General features: G+C 65.9%; 15 protein-coding genes. 8 read left to right on the top strand and 7 right to left on the bottom strand.

Going from position 1 to position 15,646, the window contains the following annotated elements; all coding sequences use genetic code 11:
• Positions 1 to 94 precede the first annotated feature (94 nt).
• On the bottom strand, positions 95 to 832 hold the full coding sequence (locus tag ACEN2S_RS19350) for an RNA methyltransferase (RefSeq protein WP_441869377.1): 738 nt from the start codon (positions 830 to 832) through the stop codon (positions 95 to 97).
• A gap of 105 nt (positions 833 to 937) precedes the next feature.
• Between ACEN2S_RS19350 and ACEN2S_RS19345 the strand changes: the two genes are divergently transcribed.
• Complete coding sequence (locus tag ACEN2S_RS19345) at positions 938 to 1,558, top strand: thiamine phosphate synthase (protein WP_441869374.1); 621 nt, start codon at positions 938 to 940, stop codon at positions 1,556 to 1,558.
• Between the two features lie 3 nt (positions 1,559 to 1,561).
• The gene (locus ACEN2S_RS19340; protein WP_441869371.1) at positions 1,562 to 2,191 is read left to right on the top strand and encodes a nucleoside/nucleotide kinase family protein; all 630 of its coding nucleotides are present in this window, start codon (positions 1,562 to 1,564) and stop codon (positions 2,189 to 2,191) included.
• 116 nt (positions 2,192 to 2,307) lie between these two features.
• Here the strand turns inward: ACEN2S_RS19340 and tgt are convergent, their stop codons facing one another.
• Positions 2,308 to 3,438, bottom strand: a complete 1,131-nt coding sequence (gene tgt / locus ACEN2S_RS19335) for a tRNA guanosine(34) transglycosylase Tgt (protein WP_441869368.1) — start codon at positions 3,436 to 3,438, stop codon at positions 2,308 to 2,310.
• Positions 3,439 to 3,672: 234 nt separating this feature from the next.
• Here tgt and rimK point away from each other — a divergent pair, with 234 nt between their 5' ends.
• From rimK to ACEN2S_RS19305, 6 genes are all read left to right on the top strand, one after another.
• Positions 3,673 to 5,103 (top strand): 30S ribosomal protein S6--L-glutamate ligase, encoded by a 1,431-nt coding sequence (gene rimK / locus ACEN2S_RS19330; RefSeq protein WP_441869365.1) that lies wholly within the window; start codon positions 3,673 to 3,675, stop codon positions 5,101 to 5,103.
• A 228-nt stretch (positions 5,104 to 5,331) separates the two neighbouring features.
• The gene (locus ACEN2S_RS19325) at positions 5,332 to 5,712 is read left to right on the top strand and encodes an SUF system Fe-S cluster assembly protein (protein ID WP_441869362.1); all 381 of its coding nucleotides are present in this window, start codon (positions 5,332 to 5,334) and stop codon (positions 5,710 to 5,712) included.
• 129 nt (positions 5,713 to 5,841) lie between these two features.
• Complete coding sequence (locus tag ACEN2S_RS19320) at positions 5,842 to 6,939, top strand: alkene reductase (RefSeq protein WP_441869359.1); 1,098 nt, start codon at positions 5,842 to 5,844, stop codon at positions 6,937 to 6,939.
• Positions 6,940 to 7,042: 103 nt separating this feature from the next.
• Positions 7,043 to 7,399 (top strand): HesB/IscA family protein, encoded by a 357-nt coding sequence (locus tag ACEN2S_RS19315; protein ID WP_441869356.1) that lies wholly within the window; start codon positions 7,043 to 7,045, stop codon positions 7,397 to 7,399.
• 144 nt (positions 7,400 to 7,543) lie between these two features.
• A complete protein-coding gene (gene tpiA, locus ACEN2S_RS19310; RefSeq protein ID WP_441869353.1) occupies positions 7,544 to 8,293 on the top strand; it encodes a triose-phosphate isomerase in 750 nt (249 codons plus the stop codon).
• 188 nt (positions 8,294 to 8,481) lie between these two features.
• Complete coding sequence (locus ACEN2S_RS19305) at positions 8,482 to 8,865, top strand: DoxX family protein (protein WP_441869350.1); 384 nt, start codon at positions 8,482 to 8,484, stop codon at positions 8,863 to 8,865.
• 110 nt (positions 8,866 to 8,975) lie between these two features.
• Here the strand turns inward: ACEN2S_RS19305 and ACEN2S_RS19300 are convergent, their stop codons facing one another.
• The 5 genes from ACEN2S_RS19300 to ACEN2S_RS19280 form a co-directional block, all read right to left on the bottom strand.
• Positions 8,976 to 10,364 carry a TRAP transporter large permease gene (locus ACEN2S_RS19300; protein ID WP_441869347.1) on the bottom strand — a complete coding sequence of 463 codons (1,389 nt, stop codon included), beginning with the start codon at positions 10,362 to 10,364 and terminating at the stop codon, positions 8,976 to 8,978.
• Positions 10,365 to 10,367: 3 nt separating this feature from the next.
• Positions 10,368 to 11,048 carry a TRAP transporter small permease gene (locus ACEN2S_RS19295; RefSeq protein WP_441869344.1) on the bottom strand — a complete coding sequence of 227 codons (681 nt, stop codon included), beginning with the start codon at positions 11,046 to 11,048 and terminating at the stop codon, positions 10,368 to 10,370.
• Positions 11,049 to 11,109: 61 nt separating this feature from the next.
• The gene (locus ACEN2S_RS19290; RefSeq protein WP_441869341.1) at positions 11,110 to 12,117 is read right to left on the bottom strand and encodes a TRAP transporter substrate-binding protein; all 1,008 of its coding nucleotides are present in this window, start codon (positions 12,115 to 12,117) and stop codon (positions 11,110 to 11,112) included.
• Positions 12,118 to 12,370: 253 nt separating this feature from the next.
• On the bottom strand, positions 12,371 to 13,594 hold the full coding sequence (locus ACEN2S_RS19285; RefSeq protein ID WP_441869338.1) for a sigma-54-dependent transcriptional regulator: 1,224 nt from the start codon (positions 13,592 to 13,594) through the stop codon (positions 12,371 to 12,373).
• Entirely contained in the window at positions 13,591 to 15,537 is a 1,947-nt protein-coding gene (locus ACEN2S_RS19280; protein ID WP_441869335.1) for a sensor histidine kinase, read from the bottom strand. The genes ACEN2S_RS19285 and ACEN2S_RS19280 overlap by 4 nt, the downstream gene beginning before the upstream one ends.
• Between the last annotated feature and the right edge of the window lie 109 nt (positions 15,538 to 15,646).

Below are 15,646 nucleotides of genomic sequence, written 5' to 3'. Positions count from 1 at the left end.
GCGCGGAGACTAGGGCGACGGGGCCCGGCCTTCAAGGGGACATGGGCCGAAGCCGCGCCCCTGCCCCTGCGGCAGATCGCGCAAAGCGCCGCGGTTATCCCCGGTTGCGCAGGAGTTGCCGCAGCATGCCGTGCAGCATCTGCACATCGGCGCGGGTCATCCCCATCCGGCTCCACATGTTGCGCAGGTTCAGCTTCATCCCCGCGGCCTTGGTCTCGGGGAAGAAGAACCCGGCCTCCTCCAGCCGCTCTTCATAATGATCGCCCAGCTTTTCGATCTCGATCCGGCTCGCGGGTTCGCCGCCCGCCAGCCCCGGCTGCACGGGTGTCACGGGTTCCGTCTGCCGGATCCATTCATACCCCGTCAGCAGCACCGCCTGCCCCAGATTGAGCGAGGGGAAATCCGGGTTTACCGGCACGGTGATGATCGCATTGGCGCGGCTGACGTCTTCATTCTCGAGGCCCGCGCGTTCGGGGCCAAACATCACCCCCACCCGCTCGCCCCGGGCAATCCGCAGGCGCGCCTCGGCCATCGCCTCTTCCGGCGAATAGATCGGCTTGGTCAGCTCGCGGCTGCGCGCGGTGGTGGCAAAGACGAAATCGAGATCGCCAATCGCCTCGGGCAGGGTCGGAAACACCGCCGCCCGGTCGAGCACCTGCCCCGCCGCGCCCGAGGCCATCGCCACCGCGCGCGGGTTGGGCCAGCCGTCGCGCGGATCGACCAGCCGCATCGTGTCGAGGCCAAAGTTCAGCATGGCGCGGGCGGCGGCCCCGATATTCTCGCCCATCTGCGGACGGACCAGAATGAAAACGGGTTTGGGCGCTGCGGACATGGGATCTCTCAAATTGGAACCTGTCCCCCTTAGCCCCGCGCGCCCCCTCTTTCAAGCCAGCCCCGCTTGCGCTATGGGGAATGAAACCGCTGAAGGACCAAGATCATGGCACAAGAAGACCGCCCCCAGCTTTATCTGCTGACCCCGCCCGCCTTCGATCTGGAGGTCTTTCCCAGCCAATTGGCAAAAGTGCTGGATGCGGTCGAAGTGGCCTGCATCCGCCTGACCATGGCGACCAAGGATGAGGACCAGATCGGCCGCGCCGCCGATGCCTGCCGCATGGTCTCGCATGAGCGTGACGTGGCGCTGGTGATCGAGACGCATCTGAAACTGGTCGAGCGTCACGGGCTTGACGGGGTGCATCTGACCGATGCCGCCCGCACCATCCGCTATGCGCGCAAGGAGCTTGGCGCCGATGCCATCGTCGGCACCTGGTGCGCCGACAGCCGCCATGACGGGATGAACGCCGCCGAAGCGGGCGCCGATTACGTCTGCTTCGGCCCGGTGGGCCAGACCGCGCTCGGCACCGGCACCCCGGCTGAACTCGATCTCTTCCAGTGGTGGAGCGAGATGATCGAAGTGCCGGTGGTGGCCGAAGGCGCGCTGACGCCCGAGCTGATCCGCACCCTGACGCCGATGACCGATTTCTTTGCCATCGGCGAAGAGATCTGGAACACCGAGGATCCGGCACAGGCGCTGCGCACCCTCGTCGCCGCGATGGGCTGACCCATGCCGCGCGCGCGCCTGCCCGACGGGTTGATTGACCGCATCCGCGCCCTGCCTGGCGCCCGCGTCATCGTCGCTCTCGCGGGCGCGCCCGCCTCGGGCAAATCCGCGCTGGCCGACGCGATCATCGAGGGGCTGCGGCAGGCGGGCGACAGCGCCGAGATCCTGCCGATGGACGGCTATCACCTCGACGATGCTGTCCTGATCCCCGCGGGTCTGCGACCGGTGAAGGGCGCGCCGCAAACCTTTGATGTCGATGGGTTTTACCATACGCTCCGCCGGTTGCGCCGTGCCGATGAAGCCGCCGTCGCGGTGCCGGTCTTTGACCGCGAGCAAGAGCTTTCCCGCGCCGCCGCCCGGCTGATCCCGGCCAGCACACGGGTGATCCTGACCGAAGGCAATTACCTCCTGATGGAGGCGGCCCCCTGGGACCGCCTCGCGCCGCTTTACGATCTGACCCTGCGCCTCGACGTGCCCGAGGAGGTCCTGCGCGAGCGGCTGATCAAACGCTGGCAGCGCTACGGCATTGACCCCGCCGAGATCACCCGCCGGGTCGAGGAAAACGACCTGCCCAATGGCCGCCGCGTCACGCAAGGCAGCCGCCAGCCGGATTTAATCCTCACCGCCGACTGACCGGGCCGCCGCGCAACCGCGGCCGCCCGTCTCCAAACGCTTCGCATTGCTTCGTTTAAAATATCCCTGCCGGAGGCATCCGCCGCGCCGGGCGCGCGACCGCCCTGAGAGATGGCTCAGAGCGGCTCGATATCCCCTTCCGCCCGCAAGGCATGAAACGCCTTCACGAAACCGGCCAACTGACCCGCACCAATTGCCGCGCGCAGTCCTGCCATCAGCTCCTGATAATAATGCAGGTTGTGCCAGGTCAGCAGCATCCCCGCGATCATCTCCTGTGACCGCACCACATGGTGCAGATAGGCGCGCGAGTAATTCCGGCAGCAGGGGCAGGTGCAAGCCTCGTCCAAGGGCCGCGGATCATCCTGATGCCGGGCGTTCTTGAGGTTCACCTGACCGCGCCGCGTCCAGCCCTGCGCCGTCCGCCCCGAACGTGAAGGCAAGACGCAATCCATCATGTCAATGCCGCGCTCCACGGCCCCCACGATGTCATCCGGTTTGCCCACGCCCATCAGATAGCGCGGCTTGTCCTCGGGCAGGAACCCCGGCGCGTAATCCAGCACGCCGAACATCGCCTCCTGCCCCTCGCCCACCGCCAGACCGCCGACGGCATAGCCATCAAAGCCGATCGCGCGCAGCTTTTCGGCGCTTTCCTCGCGCAATTCCCGCGTCACGCCGCCCTGCATGATGCCGAACAGCGCATGCCCCGGCCGGTCGCCAAAGGCATCGCGGCTCCGCTCGGCCCACCGCATCGACAGTTGCATCGAGGCCGCCACTTCCTTCTCGGTGGCGGGCAGCGCCGGGCATTCGTCAAAACACATAACGATATCCGAGCCGAGCAGCTTCTGGATCTCCATCGAGCGTTCCGGCGTCAGCATGTGTTTGGAGCCGTCAATATGGCTCGAGAACCGCACGCCTTCCTCGGTCAGCTTGCGCAGCGAGGCCAGCGACATCACCTGAAAGCCGCCGGAATCGGTCAGGATCGGCTTGTCCCAATTCATGAACCTGTGCAGCCCGCCCAATTTGGCGATCCGTTCGGCCGTGGGGCGCAGCATCAGATGATAGGTATTGCCCAACAGGATATCGGCCCCGGTGGCCGCCACGCTTTCCGGCATCATCGCCTTCACCGTCGCCGCCGTGCCCACCGGCATGAAGGCGGGGGTGCGGATCTCGCCGCGCGGGGTCGAGATCACCCCCAGCCGTGCCTTGCCATCGGTTGCCTTGACGTCAAATCCAACGCTCTGTGCCATCGCCTGTCCCATCCGAAATACCGCCCGCCTTCTAACGGCAATTCGCGCGAAAAGCCAAGCCTTGCGCAGCACTGCCCCAAGGCAATCCCGCCACCCGGCCCCCGGCGGCTTTCGCCTCATACCGCCCGGCTGTCACATCCCTGTTGAACTTTCCCGGCATCTGCTGTCTGAGCCGGCGCCCGGGCGGCCCCGGCGCGGCGCCGATTCCCGGCCCCGAGAAAGACAGGACCCCAGATGCGCGACCCTTTCCCGACTGCCGGGTCCCCCCCGCTCCCCCCTGCGCCCTTCCGGCTCGGCTGGGAGGAATGGCTGGCCCTGCCCGGCCTCGGCCTGCCCGCCCTCAAGGCGAAAGTGGACACCGGCGCGCGCACTTCGGCGCTGCATGCCTTTGACATCGAGCCCTTCGGCCCGGCCAACGCGCCCCGGGTCCGCTTTGCCGTGCATCCGATTCCCGGACGCGAGGATGTGGTCATCCCTTGCTCGGCCCGCATTCTGGACCGCCGCGAAGTGGTCAGCTCGAACGGCGAGATGGAATACCGCTACGTGATCGGCAGCGAACTGGCGATGGGCCCCCGCCGCTGGCCGGTCGAGATCACCCTGACCGACCGCGCGCAGATGGCCTACCGGATGCTGATCGGGCGGCAGGCCTTGGGCGATGACATGATCGTCAGCCCGCAGGAAAGCTTCTGCCAGCCGCTCCTCGACTACTCCGCCTATCACTCGGCGCAGCGGCTGATGGAGGCCGCCCCGCCGCGCAGCCTGCGCGTCGCCGTGCTCTCGCGCGAGGATGGCGCCTATTCGACGAAACGGCTGGTGGCCGAGGGCGAGGCGCGCGGCCATGTGGTCGAGGTGCTCGACACCACGCGGCTCTATATGGCCATCGATGCCCTCTCGCCGCAGGTCTATTATGACGGCGCGAAACTGCCGCGCTTTGATGCGGTGATCCCGCGCATCGGCGTCTCGGTCACCGCATACGGCGCGGCAATCCTGCGGCAGTTCGAGGCGATGGGCACGCTGACCCTGAACCCCGCCGAAGGGATCGTCGCCAGCCGCGACAAGCTGATGGCGCATCAGGTGCTGGCGCGCCACCGGCTGCCGATGCCGGTCACCGCCTTTGCCAATTCGCCGAAAGACACCGACAATCTCATCGAACTGACCGGCGGCGCGCCCCTGGTGGTGAAACTCCTCGAAAGCACGCAAGGCAAAGGTGTGGTGCTGGCCGAAACCCGCAAGGCCGCGCAATCGGTCATCTCCGCCTTCCGCGGCCTGCGCGCCAATTTCCTCGTGCAGGAGTTTGTGAAGGAAGCCGCGGGCGAAGACATCCGCGCTTTGGTCATCGGCGGCAAGGTGGTGGCCGCAATGCGCCGCCGCGCCGCCCCGGGTGAATTCCGCTCCAACCTGCATCTCGGCGGCTCGGCGCATACGGTCAAACTGAAAAAGGCCGAACGCGACCTTGCCCTCCGCGCCGCCCGCGCCTTCCGCCTCGGCCTTGCCGGGGTCGACATGCTGCGCGGCGATGACGGCCCGAAAATCCTGGAGGTCAACTCCTCCCCCGGCCTCGAAGGCATCGAAGAGGCCACCGGCAACAACCTCGCCGCGCTGGTCTTTGAAGAGATCGAGCACCGCGTGCGCCCGCATCCCGCCCGCCGCCGCAAGGAAAGCTGACAGCCCCCCAAACGCCCCTCGCCCCGCCGCATCCTCCACCACGGGTCCGCCACCCCCGTCCCCCTTCTTCTTGGCCAAAATACCTCGGGGGTGAGGCCCGCAGGGCCGAGGGGGCGGCGCCCCCTGCCTCGCCATCCCCGCGCAGCACCCCAACCAATGCCCCACCCGGCCTTGCCGCCGCGGGCCAAGTACCCTATATAATCAGTCGACATTTCATGCGAGACCGACATGACCCTTAATGCTCAGCCCGCTGCGGACAACACCCCGCTGGAAGGCACGCCCCTGATCCGCCCGTCCACCACCGAACACCCGCTCTATGACAGCGTGGTCGAGGCCTGCCGCACGGTGTTTGACCCGGAGATTCCGGTGAACATCTATGATCTTGGTCTGATCTACACGATTGAGATCAGCGATGAGAATGAGGTCGAGATTGTGATGACCCTGACCGCGCCGGGCTGCCCGGTGGCGGGTGAAATGCCGGGCTGGGTCTCGGATGCGGTCGAGCCTCTGGCCGGCGTCAAAATGGTCAATGTCCTCATGACCTTCGAGCCGCAATGGGGCATGGAGATGATGTCTGACGAAGCGCGTCTTGAACTTGGCTTCATGTAACCCCATCTGAACTCCACGGTTCAGAAATGAACCCGGCGTGATCGGGTGCGTTGGCTCCGGCGGACCCGATCCGCCGCTGATCACCGCCCGGTGACACCGCAGCCTTTTCTCCGACCCGAGGATTTTCAGATGACCGAACCCACATTGTTTTCGCCCGTGACCCTCGGCGCTCTGGCGCTGAAAAACCGCGTCGTGATGGCGCCGCTCACCCGCAACCGGGCCAAGCCCGAAGATGACACCCCCTATGCGCTTCATGCCGAATATTACGGCCAGCGCGCGGGCGCCGGGCTGATCATCTCGGAAGGCACGCAGATCTCGGCCGAGGGCAAGGGCTATGCCTGGACCCCGGGGATCTATTCGCCCGAACAGGTGGCGGGCTGGAAACTGACCACCAAGGCCGTGCATGACAAAGGCGGGCTGATCGTCGCGCAGATCTGGCACGTCGGCCGCATCTCGCACACATCCCTGCTGCCGGACGGTGGCGCGCCGGTGGCCCCTTCGGCGATTGGGGCGGAGAGCAAGACCTTTGACGGCACGGGATTTGTTACCACCTCGGTCCCGCGCGCGATGACCGCGGAAGACATCACCCGCACCCTCGCCGATTACCGCCATGCCGCCGAGGCCGCGAAAGACGCGGGCTTTGACGGGGTCGAGATCCACGCCGCCAATGGCTACCTGATCGACCAGTTCCTGCGCGACACCTCGAACAAACGCAGCGATGCCTATGGTGGCAGCGTCGAAAACCGTGTGCGCTTCCTGCGCGAAGTGCTCGAGGCCGTCACCGGCGTCTGGGGCGGCGACCGTGTCGGCATCCGCCTTTCGCCCTTCTCGAACGCCAATAACGTGGGCATCGATTCCGATACGCTCGGCACTTTTGGCGCGGCGATTGACGTCATCAACAGCTTTGATCTGGCCTTTGTGCATATGGTCGAAGGGCAGACCGGCGGCCCGCGCGACTGGCCCGACGGCGCGCTCGACACCCTGCGCGCCCGGATCACCGCCCCCTATATCGCCAACAACGGCTATACCCGCGACAGCGCGATCGAGGCGGTGGCGGCCGAGCAGGCCGATGCGGTGGCCTTTGGCCGCCTGTTCATCGCCAACCCGGATCTGGTAACGCGCCTGAAAGAGGACGCATCGCTGAACCCGCTTGACCCCGACACGCTCTATGGCGGCGGCGCCAAGGGCTATACCGACTACCCGACCCTGGCCGACGCCACGGCCTGACCCTGATGCCAGAGCCGGGTGCCGCAACGGCCCCGGCTTCGGCCCCCCTTGTCACCCCGACCCCGGCGGCCTATTTTAGAAGGGCAGCCACAGGAGTTCTGCCATGTTTTCGATGCCCGGCAAACAGGCCGTCACCCTCACCCCGCGCGCGGTCAGCCAGATCGCGCGGCTGATGGCGCGTGACAAGGCGGCGGGGCTGCGGCTCGGCATCAAGAAGGGCGGCTGCGCGGGCATGGAATATACCATGGAATTCGCCGCCGAGGCGGGCCCGATGGATGAGGTGGTCGAGCAGGACGGCGCCCGGGTGCTGATCGCGCCGATGGCGCAGATGTTCCTCTTCGGCACCGAGATCGATTATGAAACCGGCCTCTTGGAAAGCGGCTTCCGCTTCAACAACCCCAATGTCGCCGAAGCCTGCGGCTGCGGGGAATCGATCAAGTTCAAGGACATGCCCGCCTGAACGGCCCCACTAAGGGCCTGATGACAGGGTTCAGCCGACAGCAAACCGCCCCGCAAATCTGCCGGGCGGTTTTTGCATCTTTGCCCTTTGCGCCGGGCCGCCCCCTGCCGTAAGGTCGCGCGAAACCGGGTTTAGGAGGATCACATGCGGCGGAAACTGGCGGCAGGAAACTGGAAAATGAACGGCACGGCGGCAAGCCTGGCAGAGGTGACTGCGCTGATCGCCGCGCATCCCGCCCCGCGGTCCGAGATGCTGATCTGCCCGCCCGCCACGCTGATCGCCGCCATGGCACAGGCCGCTGCGGGCAGCGCGCTGCAGGTCGGCGGGCAGGATTGCCACGCCAACACCTCGGGCGCGCATACCGGCGACATCGCCGCCGTGCAGCTGAAGGACGCAGGCGCCAGCCATGTGATCCTCGGCCATTCCGAGCGCCGCGCAGACCACAATGAAACCGATGCCGAGGTGCGCGCCAAAACGCTCGCCGCGGTGGCGGCAGGCCTGACCGCCGTGGTCTGCATCGGCGAGACCGAGGCCGAGCGCGACGCGGGCGCCACGTTGAAAGTCATCGGCGATCAGCTGATGGGCTCGCTGCCCGACACCGCCTATGGCAAAGAGGTGGTGATCGCCTATGAGCCGGTCTGGGCCATCGGCACCGGCCGCACGCCGACGCTGGAGCAGATTGCCGAGGTGCATGATTTCCTGCGCGACGAGCTGGCGATCCGCTTTGGCACCGCCGCAGCCGAGGATTTCCGGCTGCTCTACGGCGGTTCGGTGAAACCCTCGAATGCCACCGAAATCTTTGCCATCGCCAATGTCGACGGCGCCCTGGTCGGCGGGGCCAGCCTGAAAGCGGCGGATTTCGGCGCGATTCTCAGCGCCCTCGACGCCAGCTGAAACCGGCGCGGGCCGACACTTTCTGTCAATTCTGTCAGCAGCTTACGCAATCCAAAGGCCTGCACCCTCACGGGTGTGGGCTTTTTCTTTGGCTCCCCGCCCCGGTCCAATGGCGCAATCCCGCGCAAAGGTGTGGGCGGACCGCAAAGGGCCTTGCCAGCCGGGAGGTCCTTTGCAACTTTGCCCGCATGACAGATTTTCTCAATCTCCTTGGCCGCATCCTGATCGCCGGATTGTTTCTGGGCGGTGCGGCGCAAAAAGCCCTCGATCCTGCGGCCGTTGAGGCGATGATCGGCTCCATCGGCCTGCCGCCGCTGCTGGTCTGGCCCGTCGCGCTCTTTGACCTGATCGCCGCCTATGGGCTGATCTTTGGCCCGGGCGTGCGCCGCTGGGCACTGGTGATGGCGGCCTATTGCATGTTCACCAGCTATTTCCACTGGCAGCTGCGCGCCGATCCCTGGCAGGTGACGATCTTCGTCAAGAACTGGGCGATTGCGGGGGGGCTCCTGATCCTCGCGGCACAGGGACCCGGACGTTTCGCCTATGGCGAAAAGGACCGCCGCCGCTGGTAAACCACTCCGGCGATTGAAAAAAGGCGGCCCGAAGGCCGCCTTTCAGGGAGGGGGCGCCACGACAGGGAGTCATGGCCCGTTGTGCCGGCCCCTTGCGCGGGGCCGGTCGCTTATTTGATGATCATCTCCGGGCCCATCATCTTGGTCGGCAACCAGGTCGACAGGATCGGCACATAGGTGATCAGGATCAGGAAGACGAAGAGCACGGCCAGGAACGGCAGCGCCGCGCGCACCACCCGCATGATCGGCATCCCCGCCACGCCCGAGGTGACAAAGAGGTTGAGGCCCACCGGCGGCGTGATCATCCCGATTTCCATGTTGACCACCATGATGATGCCCAGATGGATCGGGTCCACCCCGAGTTCGATCGCGATCGGGAACACCAGCGGTGCCACGATCAGGATCAGCCCCGACGGCTCCATGAACTGCCCGCCGATCAGCAGGATCACGTTGACCACGATCAGGAACATGATCTTGCTCATCCCCGCGCCCAGCATCGCATTGGCGATTTCCTGCGGGATCTGCTCATCGGTCAGCACATGTTTCAGGATCAGCGCATTGGCGATGATGAACATCAGGGTGATGGTCAGCTTGCCCGCCTCGAACAGGGTGGCCTTGGTGTCGGGGTGGAAAAAGGCGGTGATCATCGCCTGCGGGCGTTTCCACAGCGGCAGATGCCCCTCGGGCGCATCCAGCGGCCCCATGTCGCGGTAGACAAAGTTGGCGACAAAGAAGGCATAGATCGCGGCCACCGCAGCGGCTTCGGTCGGGGTGAAGATGCCCGAGGTGATGCCCGGCACGCCGTAAAGCCCGACCATGATGATCACGATCAGCATCAGCCCCCAGAAGGCATCCGCGAAGGAGGCCCAGACCTCGCCCCAGCCCTTCCACTCGCCTTTGGGCAGCTTTTTCCAGATGGCGATGCCGAGGATGGTGGCCATCAGCAAGACACCCGCCAGCAGGCCCGGGATCACGCCCGCCAGGAACATCCGCCCCACCGAGACATCGGTGGCGGAGGAATAGACCACCATCACGATGGACGGCGGGATCAGGATGCCCAAGGTCCCCGCGTTACAAATGACACCGGCGGCGAAATCCTTGGAATAGCCCACCTGCCGCATCGCCGCGATGACGATGGAGCCGATGGCGACCACGGTCGCGGGGCTCGAGCCCGAGAGGGCCGCGAACATCATGCAGGCCAGCACCCCGGCGATGGCCAGACCGCCCGGCAAATGGCCGACGCAGGCGATGGCAAAGCGGATGATGCGTTTGGCCACCCCGCCCGTCGACATGAAGCTGGAGGCGAGGATGAAGAACGGAATGGCGAGCAATGTCGAATGCCCCTCCATCGCCTGATAGAGCGTCTGCGCGATCGAGGCGAGCGAGGTGCCCGAATAGAGCAGCAGGAACAGGATCGACGACAGGCCAAGCGAGATGGCGATGGGCACGCCGATCAGCATAAAGCCGACAACCATCACGAAAAGAAAAGCGATGTCCATGGGTTATTCCCCGTCATTCAGGTGGCGGACATCGTCAATCGCGTCCTCGGCTTCGTGGGAGACGATCAGGCTGTCGCGGTTGCCCCGCACCACCTCAACCGAAGCCTGGATGACGCGGAACAACAAAAGCGCCGCGCCGATCGGCAGGATCGCATAGGGGATGAAGCGCGGCAGCTTGCCATAGGCCTCGCCCTGATTGAACATCGGCTCAAGGAAATGCAGGATCGCGGGCATCGGGATCTGCTCGGTTTCATACCAGGCCTGATCGCGGGTCTTGATGAAACCGGTGGGGAACCAGCGCCCGCCCGTCTGCTCAAACCCGGCGAAGGGCGCGAAATAATCCCAAGCGCCCTTCATCAGCAGCACCGCATACAAAAGGCAGGCCAGAGCCGAGATCAGCGCCATGATCCGGCGGCTGCGCTGCGGCACCATGGCGATCACCGCATCCACGCCCAGATGCGCCGTGACCTTCACCGCATAGGACATGCCAAAGAGCACGAGCCAGGCAAACAGCGCCTGTGTCGCCTCCGGCGCCCAGATGACGCTGGTGTTGAACACATAGCGCAGCACCACATTCATAAAGGTCATCACGGTCATCACGCCCAGGATCACCGCAATCGCGGATTCCTCGAACACATGAACGGCCCGCCCTAGGGCGGTTTTCGGCGCATATTTCGCGCTCATCGTCATCCCCCGGAAAAAAGAAAATGGGCGCGCGCCACGTTCAGCGCACGCCCGGGATCGCTCAGTGCTGGGCGTTGATCGCCTGCGCGGCGTCGATGTTTTCCTGACCCACGCCGTCGACGAATTTGCCCCAGACCGGCATCATCACATCCACCCAGGCCTGACGCTGTTCAGGCGTCAGTTCGCGAATGGTGCCGCCTGCGTCGATGATCGACTGCCGTGCGCCCATCTCGACTTCGCCCACCGCGGCGTTCCGCTCAACGGTGACTTCGTTCAGGATCGTGGCCAGCTCGCCCGAGATTGCCGGATCGAGGCTGTCCCACCAATCGGTCGAGACCACGACCAGATAGTCGAGCACACCGTGGTTGGTTTCGGTGATGCCGTCCTGCACTTCGTAGTATTTCTGGCCATAGCTGTTCGACCAGGTGTTTTCCTGCCCGTCGACAACGCCGGTTTGCAGCGCGCCGTACACCTCGGCAAAGGCCATCGGCTGCGGGCTGGCGCCCAAGGCTTCCATCTGTGCCACCAGCACATCCGAGGGCTGCACGCGGAATTTCAGGCCCTTGGCGTCGGTCGGCAGGATCAGCGGCTTGTTGGCCGAGAATTGCTTCATCCCCGAATGCCAGAATTCCAGCCCCTTGAGGCCGCGCCGTTCCATCGAGGCCTTCATCGCCTGCCCGGTTTCCGAGTTCTGGAACGCGTCGACCGCATCCATGTTCTTGAACATGAAGGGCAGATCGAAAATGTTGAAAACCTTGGTGAAGGCTTCGAATTTCGACAGCGACGGGGCGGCCATCTGCACGTCGCCCTGCAGCATCGCCTCCAGCACCTGATCGTCATCATAGAGGGTCGAGTTCGGGTAAACTTCAACGCAGACCTTGCCGTCCATTTCCGAATTCACACGCTCGGCGAACAGGCGTGCCGCGATGCCCTTGGGGTGTTTGTCCGCATTGGTCACATGCGCGAATTTGATCTTGATCTCGCCATCATCGCAGCCGTCAGAGGCCAGAGCGGCACCAGCCGAGGTCACCAGCGCAATCGCCGTCATGGCGGCGGTAAAGGTCTTCATCGTTAATCCTCCCATGGATTTTGGTCTCCCGCGCTGTTGCCAGCGCCCTCACCCAGAAAGCGCGCTCTGGGCAGGCCGATCAACACTTTCGTGATACTTAATTTTTAATGTTTATTGTCAGATATTTGCGGATATAAATTAAAGTTCCCGCCAGATGGATGTGCGGAAATCCGCACAAGGCAAGCCGCCGCCCGTGCGGATTTTCGCACAACTCCGCCGGTTGCCGGGCGCGGTGAATACCCCGTCCGGGGCCTCAGCGGAAATCTTCGGGGCGGATTCCATGCCGGGTCAGCTTGTCGTAAAACGTCTTGCGCGGCAGTTGCAGCGCGGTGGCGGCTTCGGTCGCATTGCCCTGCGCCCGCGCCAGCGCCTCTTGCAAAAAGCTGCGCTCGACCCGCGCCATGCGCTCGGCCAGCCCGAGGTTCGCCTCTTCCGGTGCCGCCCCCATCCCCATCGCAAAGCGCATCGCCTCCGACATCAGCGCGCGGGCATTCCCCGGCCAGTCGCGCGCCATCAGCGCCGCCGTCACCTCGGGTGTGATCTCGGGGATCGGCAGCGCCGATTGCTCGCAGGCGATCTGGACGTAATGGCGAAAGAGATGCGGGATATCCTCGGGCCGCTCGGCCAGGCTGGGGATGCGCACGCGCACCACGTCAAGCTTCCAGTAGAGGTCGGGGTTAAAGCGCCCGGCCTCCGCCTCGGCCGCCAGATCGCGGTAGGTGCCGGCGATCAGGCGGGTGGCGGGCTGGGTTTCCAACAGATCGAGCAGCGCGAATTGCGCGGCGGGCGGCAGATCGGCCACCTCGTCGAGGTAGAGCGTGCCGCCCTCGGCCCGCAGCACGCCTGCCTCCAGGCTTTCCGGCGTCTGCGCGGCGGCGGGCAGTTTGACAAAAGCGCGCATGGCGGCGGCGGACATCAGATGGATGGTCTCGGCCACTTTGGAATTGCCCGCCCCCGGCGCGCCGGTGATCAGCACCTCGGCGCCTGAGCGCGCGGCGGCCCGCGCCGCCTCCCGCAGGGCCTCGGCCACCGGCGATTGCCCGGCCAGCATCCGCGCCGCCGCATCGCCACGTTTCAGCTCGCGCTTCAGCGCCCGGTTCTCCAGCACCAGCGCGCGGGTCTTCATCGCGCGTTCGACCACGGCCAGAAGATCCTTTGGCGCGCAGGGCTTTTCCAGAAAGTCAAAGGCCCCCGCCGTCATCCCCCGCACCGCCATCGGCACATCGCCCTCGCCGGTCAGCAGGATCACCGGCAGTTCGGCATCAATGCTGCGCACATGGTCGAGCAGCGCAAAGCCATCCTTGCCCGGCATCCGGATGTCCGAAACGATGATGCCGGGAAAATCGGCGGTGATATGATCCTTGGCTTCGATATAGCTGCCCGCGAGGACCGGGATCAGATCGGCCAGATCCAGCGTCTGGCCCAGAGCCTCGCGCACCGCACGGTCATCATCGACCAGAAGTACCTTGCGTGTCATTCCCGCTCTCCGCCCGTTCTGTGCAACCTGTCGTCCCAGGCCGCGTCATGGCCATTTGCCCTGAGGTCCGGTCCCGCATCAAGGGCCGCACCGCGCGCCGGGGTTTTGTCGCCGTCGCTCACCCCCGCCGCCACAAGGTCGACGGTGAACACCGCCCCCGAGACGCCGGAACCCGGGTCGCTGGCCTCGATGTCGCTCTGCCCCATGACACTGGCGCCCATGACACTGGCGCCCGAAACGCCCGCCCCTGCCGTGCGGTTATGCCCGGTGATCGCACCGCCAAAACTCTGCACCAGGCCATAGCTGATCGAGAGGCCCAGCCCCATCCCCTCGCTGTGCCCCACCTCTTTCGTGGTGTAGAACGGATCAAAGATCCGCTCCGGCTCGGCAATCCCCGGCCCGGTATCGGCCAGCGTCAGCGTCACCCGCTCCGGCCCGCGGGTAATCTTGATCTCAAGCACGCGCAGATCGCGCCCCTCCATCGCATCGGCGGCATTCGAGACCAGATTGACCACCACCTGCTGCAGCCGCACCTCGCCGCCGCGCACCCAGACCGGGGTGTCGGGCGGGCTCCAGCGCAGCGTCACCCCGACCTGCGCCAGCTTGCCCGCCATCAGATCGAGCGAGGCCTCGACCACCGCCGCCAGATCCACGCGCGAAACCGGTTCGCTTTCCTGCCGCGCAAAGGCCCGCAGGTTCTTGATGATCCGGCCCATGCGGCGCGCGAGCTCATTGATCCGCTCAAGGTTCTGCCCCACCTCCGGCAGACGGCCGCGCGCAAGGTACAGCCCGGCGTTTTCCGCGAACGACCGGATCGCCATCAGCGGCTGGTTCAGCTCATGGCTGATCCCCGCCGACATCTGCCCCAAAGCCGAGAGTTTGCCCGCCTGCACCAGTTCCGCCTGCGCCCGGGTCAGCTGGTCATTCGCCGCGCGCAGCGCCTGCGTGCGGTCCGCCACCCGCGCCTCGAGCGCGGCATTGGCCTCTGCCTCGGTGGCGAGCTGTGTGGCCAGCGCCCGCCGCCGTGTGGCCAGCGCCATCAGCACCGCCCCAAAGCCCACCGCCAGCGCCGCCGCCGCCACCGCCTGCAACCCGGCATAGCGCAATGCGGGGCCCGCATCGACGAGGCCAGTGCCCGACATCTCGATCACCGGCAGATCGCGGGTCAGCATCAGGGCGCGCGCGGGCAGATAGGGACCGCCCTCGACGGTCCAGACCCGGTGCCCGGCCAGCGCCGTCCCCTGCATCTCGAGCGGTGGCAACGGAATGCCCGCCGGGTAATAGGCCCCCACATCCTTGCTTTCGGCGCCAAAACCGCGAAAGCGCATCTCATCGCGGTTGGAGACAAAGATCACCCCCAACTCATCGCTGAACCAGACGGGCATCGCATCGCCCCGCCCCGGCGCCTCCAGCTCCTCGACATCGAGACGCAGGATTAGCGCGCCCGCCACCGGCCCGTCCGGCGCAAAGATCGGGGCGGCAAAGGAAAAGATCCGTCGCCCCGACCGCAGATCGACCCGGTGCGAGAACCCCAGCGCGCCATGGCCCGCGCGCAGGAGGTCCGGCGTCATCGGCAACCAGGCCGCCGCCTCATGCGCGGCGGCCAGCACCTGTCCGTCGGGGGCAACCAGAACCAGATCGAGCGAGCCGGTGGTATCGGCCACCCGCGCCAACAGCGCCGAGGCCGCCGCCCGGTCGCCGCCCCGCCGCAGGGCCAGCGCCACCACCGCAGGATGATCGGCCATCAGCACCGCCGTCTGCCGGTATCCCTGCAGCTGCGCGGTCAGCCGGTCCCCCGCCAGCCGCAGATCGGCCTGACCCCGCTCGGCCAGCCGGTCCAGCGCCTCGCGCGCCGCGAAATGCCACACGCCCCCGGCAAAGCCGAGCGTGGCCATCAAGAATGCCAGCAACACCAGCAACCGGTGCGGTTTAACGGCTTGCATGCTTTCCTTTCAGCTTCCGAACACAGGCAGGGGGAAGCCCCCAAGGGACAATCCGCCACCGCGAACGCCCCCCAAAGAGACAAGGCGCAATGCGGGCCCCGACGTCAAG

This window comes from Phaeovulum sp. W22_SRMD_FR3 (assembly GCF_052113705.1).
Lineage (GTDB): Bacteria > Pseudomonadota > Alphaproteobacteria > Rhodobacterales > Rhodobacteraceae > JBGQOG01.
Note: the sequence above shows the minus strand (reverse complement) of the source record. Positions and strands in the feature narration are given on the sequence as shown.

Coding starts and splice junctions, on each gene's coding strand:
- ACEN2S_RS19350 (WP_441869377.1), bottom strand. CDS start 832: ATGTCCGCAGCGCCCAAACCCGTTTTCATTCTGGTCCGTCCGCAGATG.
- ACEN2S_RS19345 (WP_441869374.1), top strand. CDS start 938: ATGGCACAAGAAGACCGCCCCCAGCTTTATCTGCTGACCCCGCCCGCC.
- ACEN2S_RS19340 (WP_441869371.1), top strand. CDS start 1,562: ATGCCGCGCGCGCGCCTGCCCGACGGGTTGATTGACCGCATCCGCGCC.
- tgt (WP_441869368.1), bottom strand. CDS start 3,438: ATGGCACAGAGCGTTGGATTTGACGTCAAGGCAACCGATGGCAAGGCA.
- rimK (WP_441869365.1), top strand. CDS start 3,673: ATGCGCGACCCTTTCCCGACTGCCGGGTCCCCCCCGCTCCCCCCTGCG.
- ACEN2S_RS19325 (WP_441869362.1), top strand. CDS start 5,332: ATGACCCTTAATGCTCAGCCCGCTGCGGACAACACCCCGCTGGAAGGC.
- ACEN2S_RS19320 (WP_441869359.1), top strand. CDS start 5,842: ATGACCGAACCCACATTGTTTTCGCCCGTGACCCTCGGCGCTCTGGCG.
- ACEN2S_RS19315 (WP_441869356.1), top strand. CDS start 7,043: ATGTTTTCGATGCCCGGCAAACAGGCCGTCACCCTCACCCCGCGCGCG.
- tpiA (WP_441869353.1), top strand. CDS start 7,544: ATGCGGCGGAAACTGGCGGCAGGAAACTGGAAAATGAACGGCACGGCG.
- ACEN2S_RS19305 (WP_441869350.1), top strand. CDS start 8,482: ATGACAGATTTTCTCAATCTCCTTGGCCGCATCCTGATCGCCGGATTG.
- ACEN2S_RS19300 (WP_441869347.1), bottom strand. CDS start 10,364: ATGGACATCGCTTTTCTTTTCGTGATGGTTGTCGGCTTTATGCTGATC.
- ACEN2S_RS19295 (WP_441869344.1), bottom strand. CDS start 11,048: ATGAGCGCGAAATATGCGCCGAAAACCGCCCTAGGGCGGGCCGTTCAT.
- ACEN2S_RS19290 (WP_441869341.1), bottom strand. CDS start 12,117: ATGAAGACCTTTACCGCCGCCATGACGGCGATTGCGCTGGTGACCTCG.
- ACEN2S_RS19285 (WP_441869338.1), bottom strand. CDS start 13,594: ATGACACGCAAGGTACTTCTGGTCGATGATGACCGTGCGGTGCGCGAG.
- ACEN2S_RS19280 (WP_441869335.1), bottom strand. CDS start 15,537: ATGCAAGCCGTTAAACCGCACCGGTTGCTGGTGTTGCTGGCATTCTTG.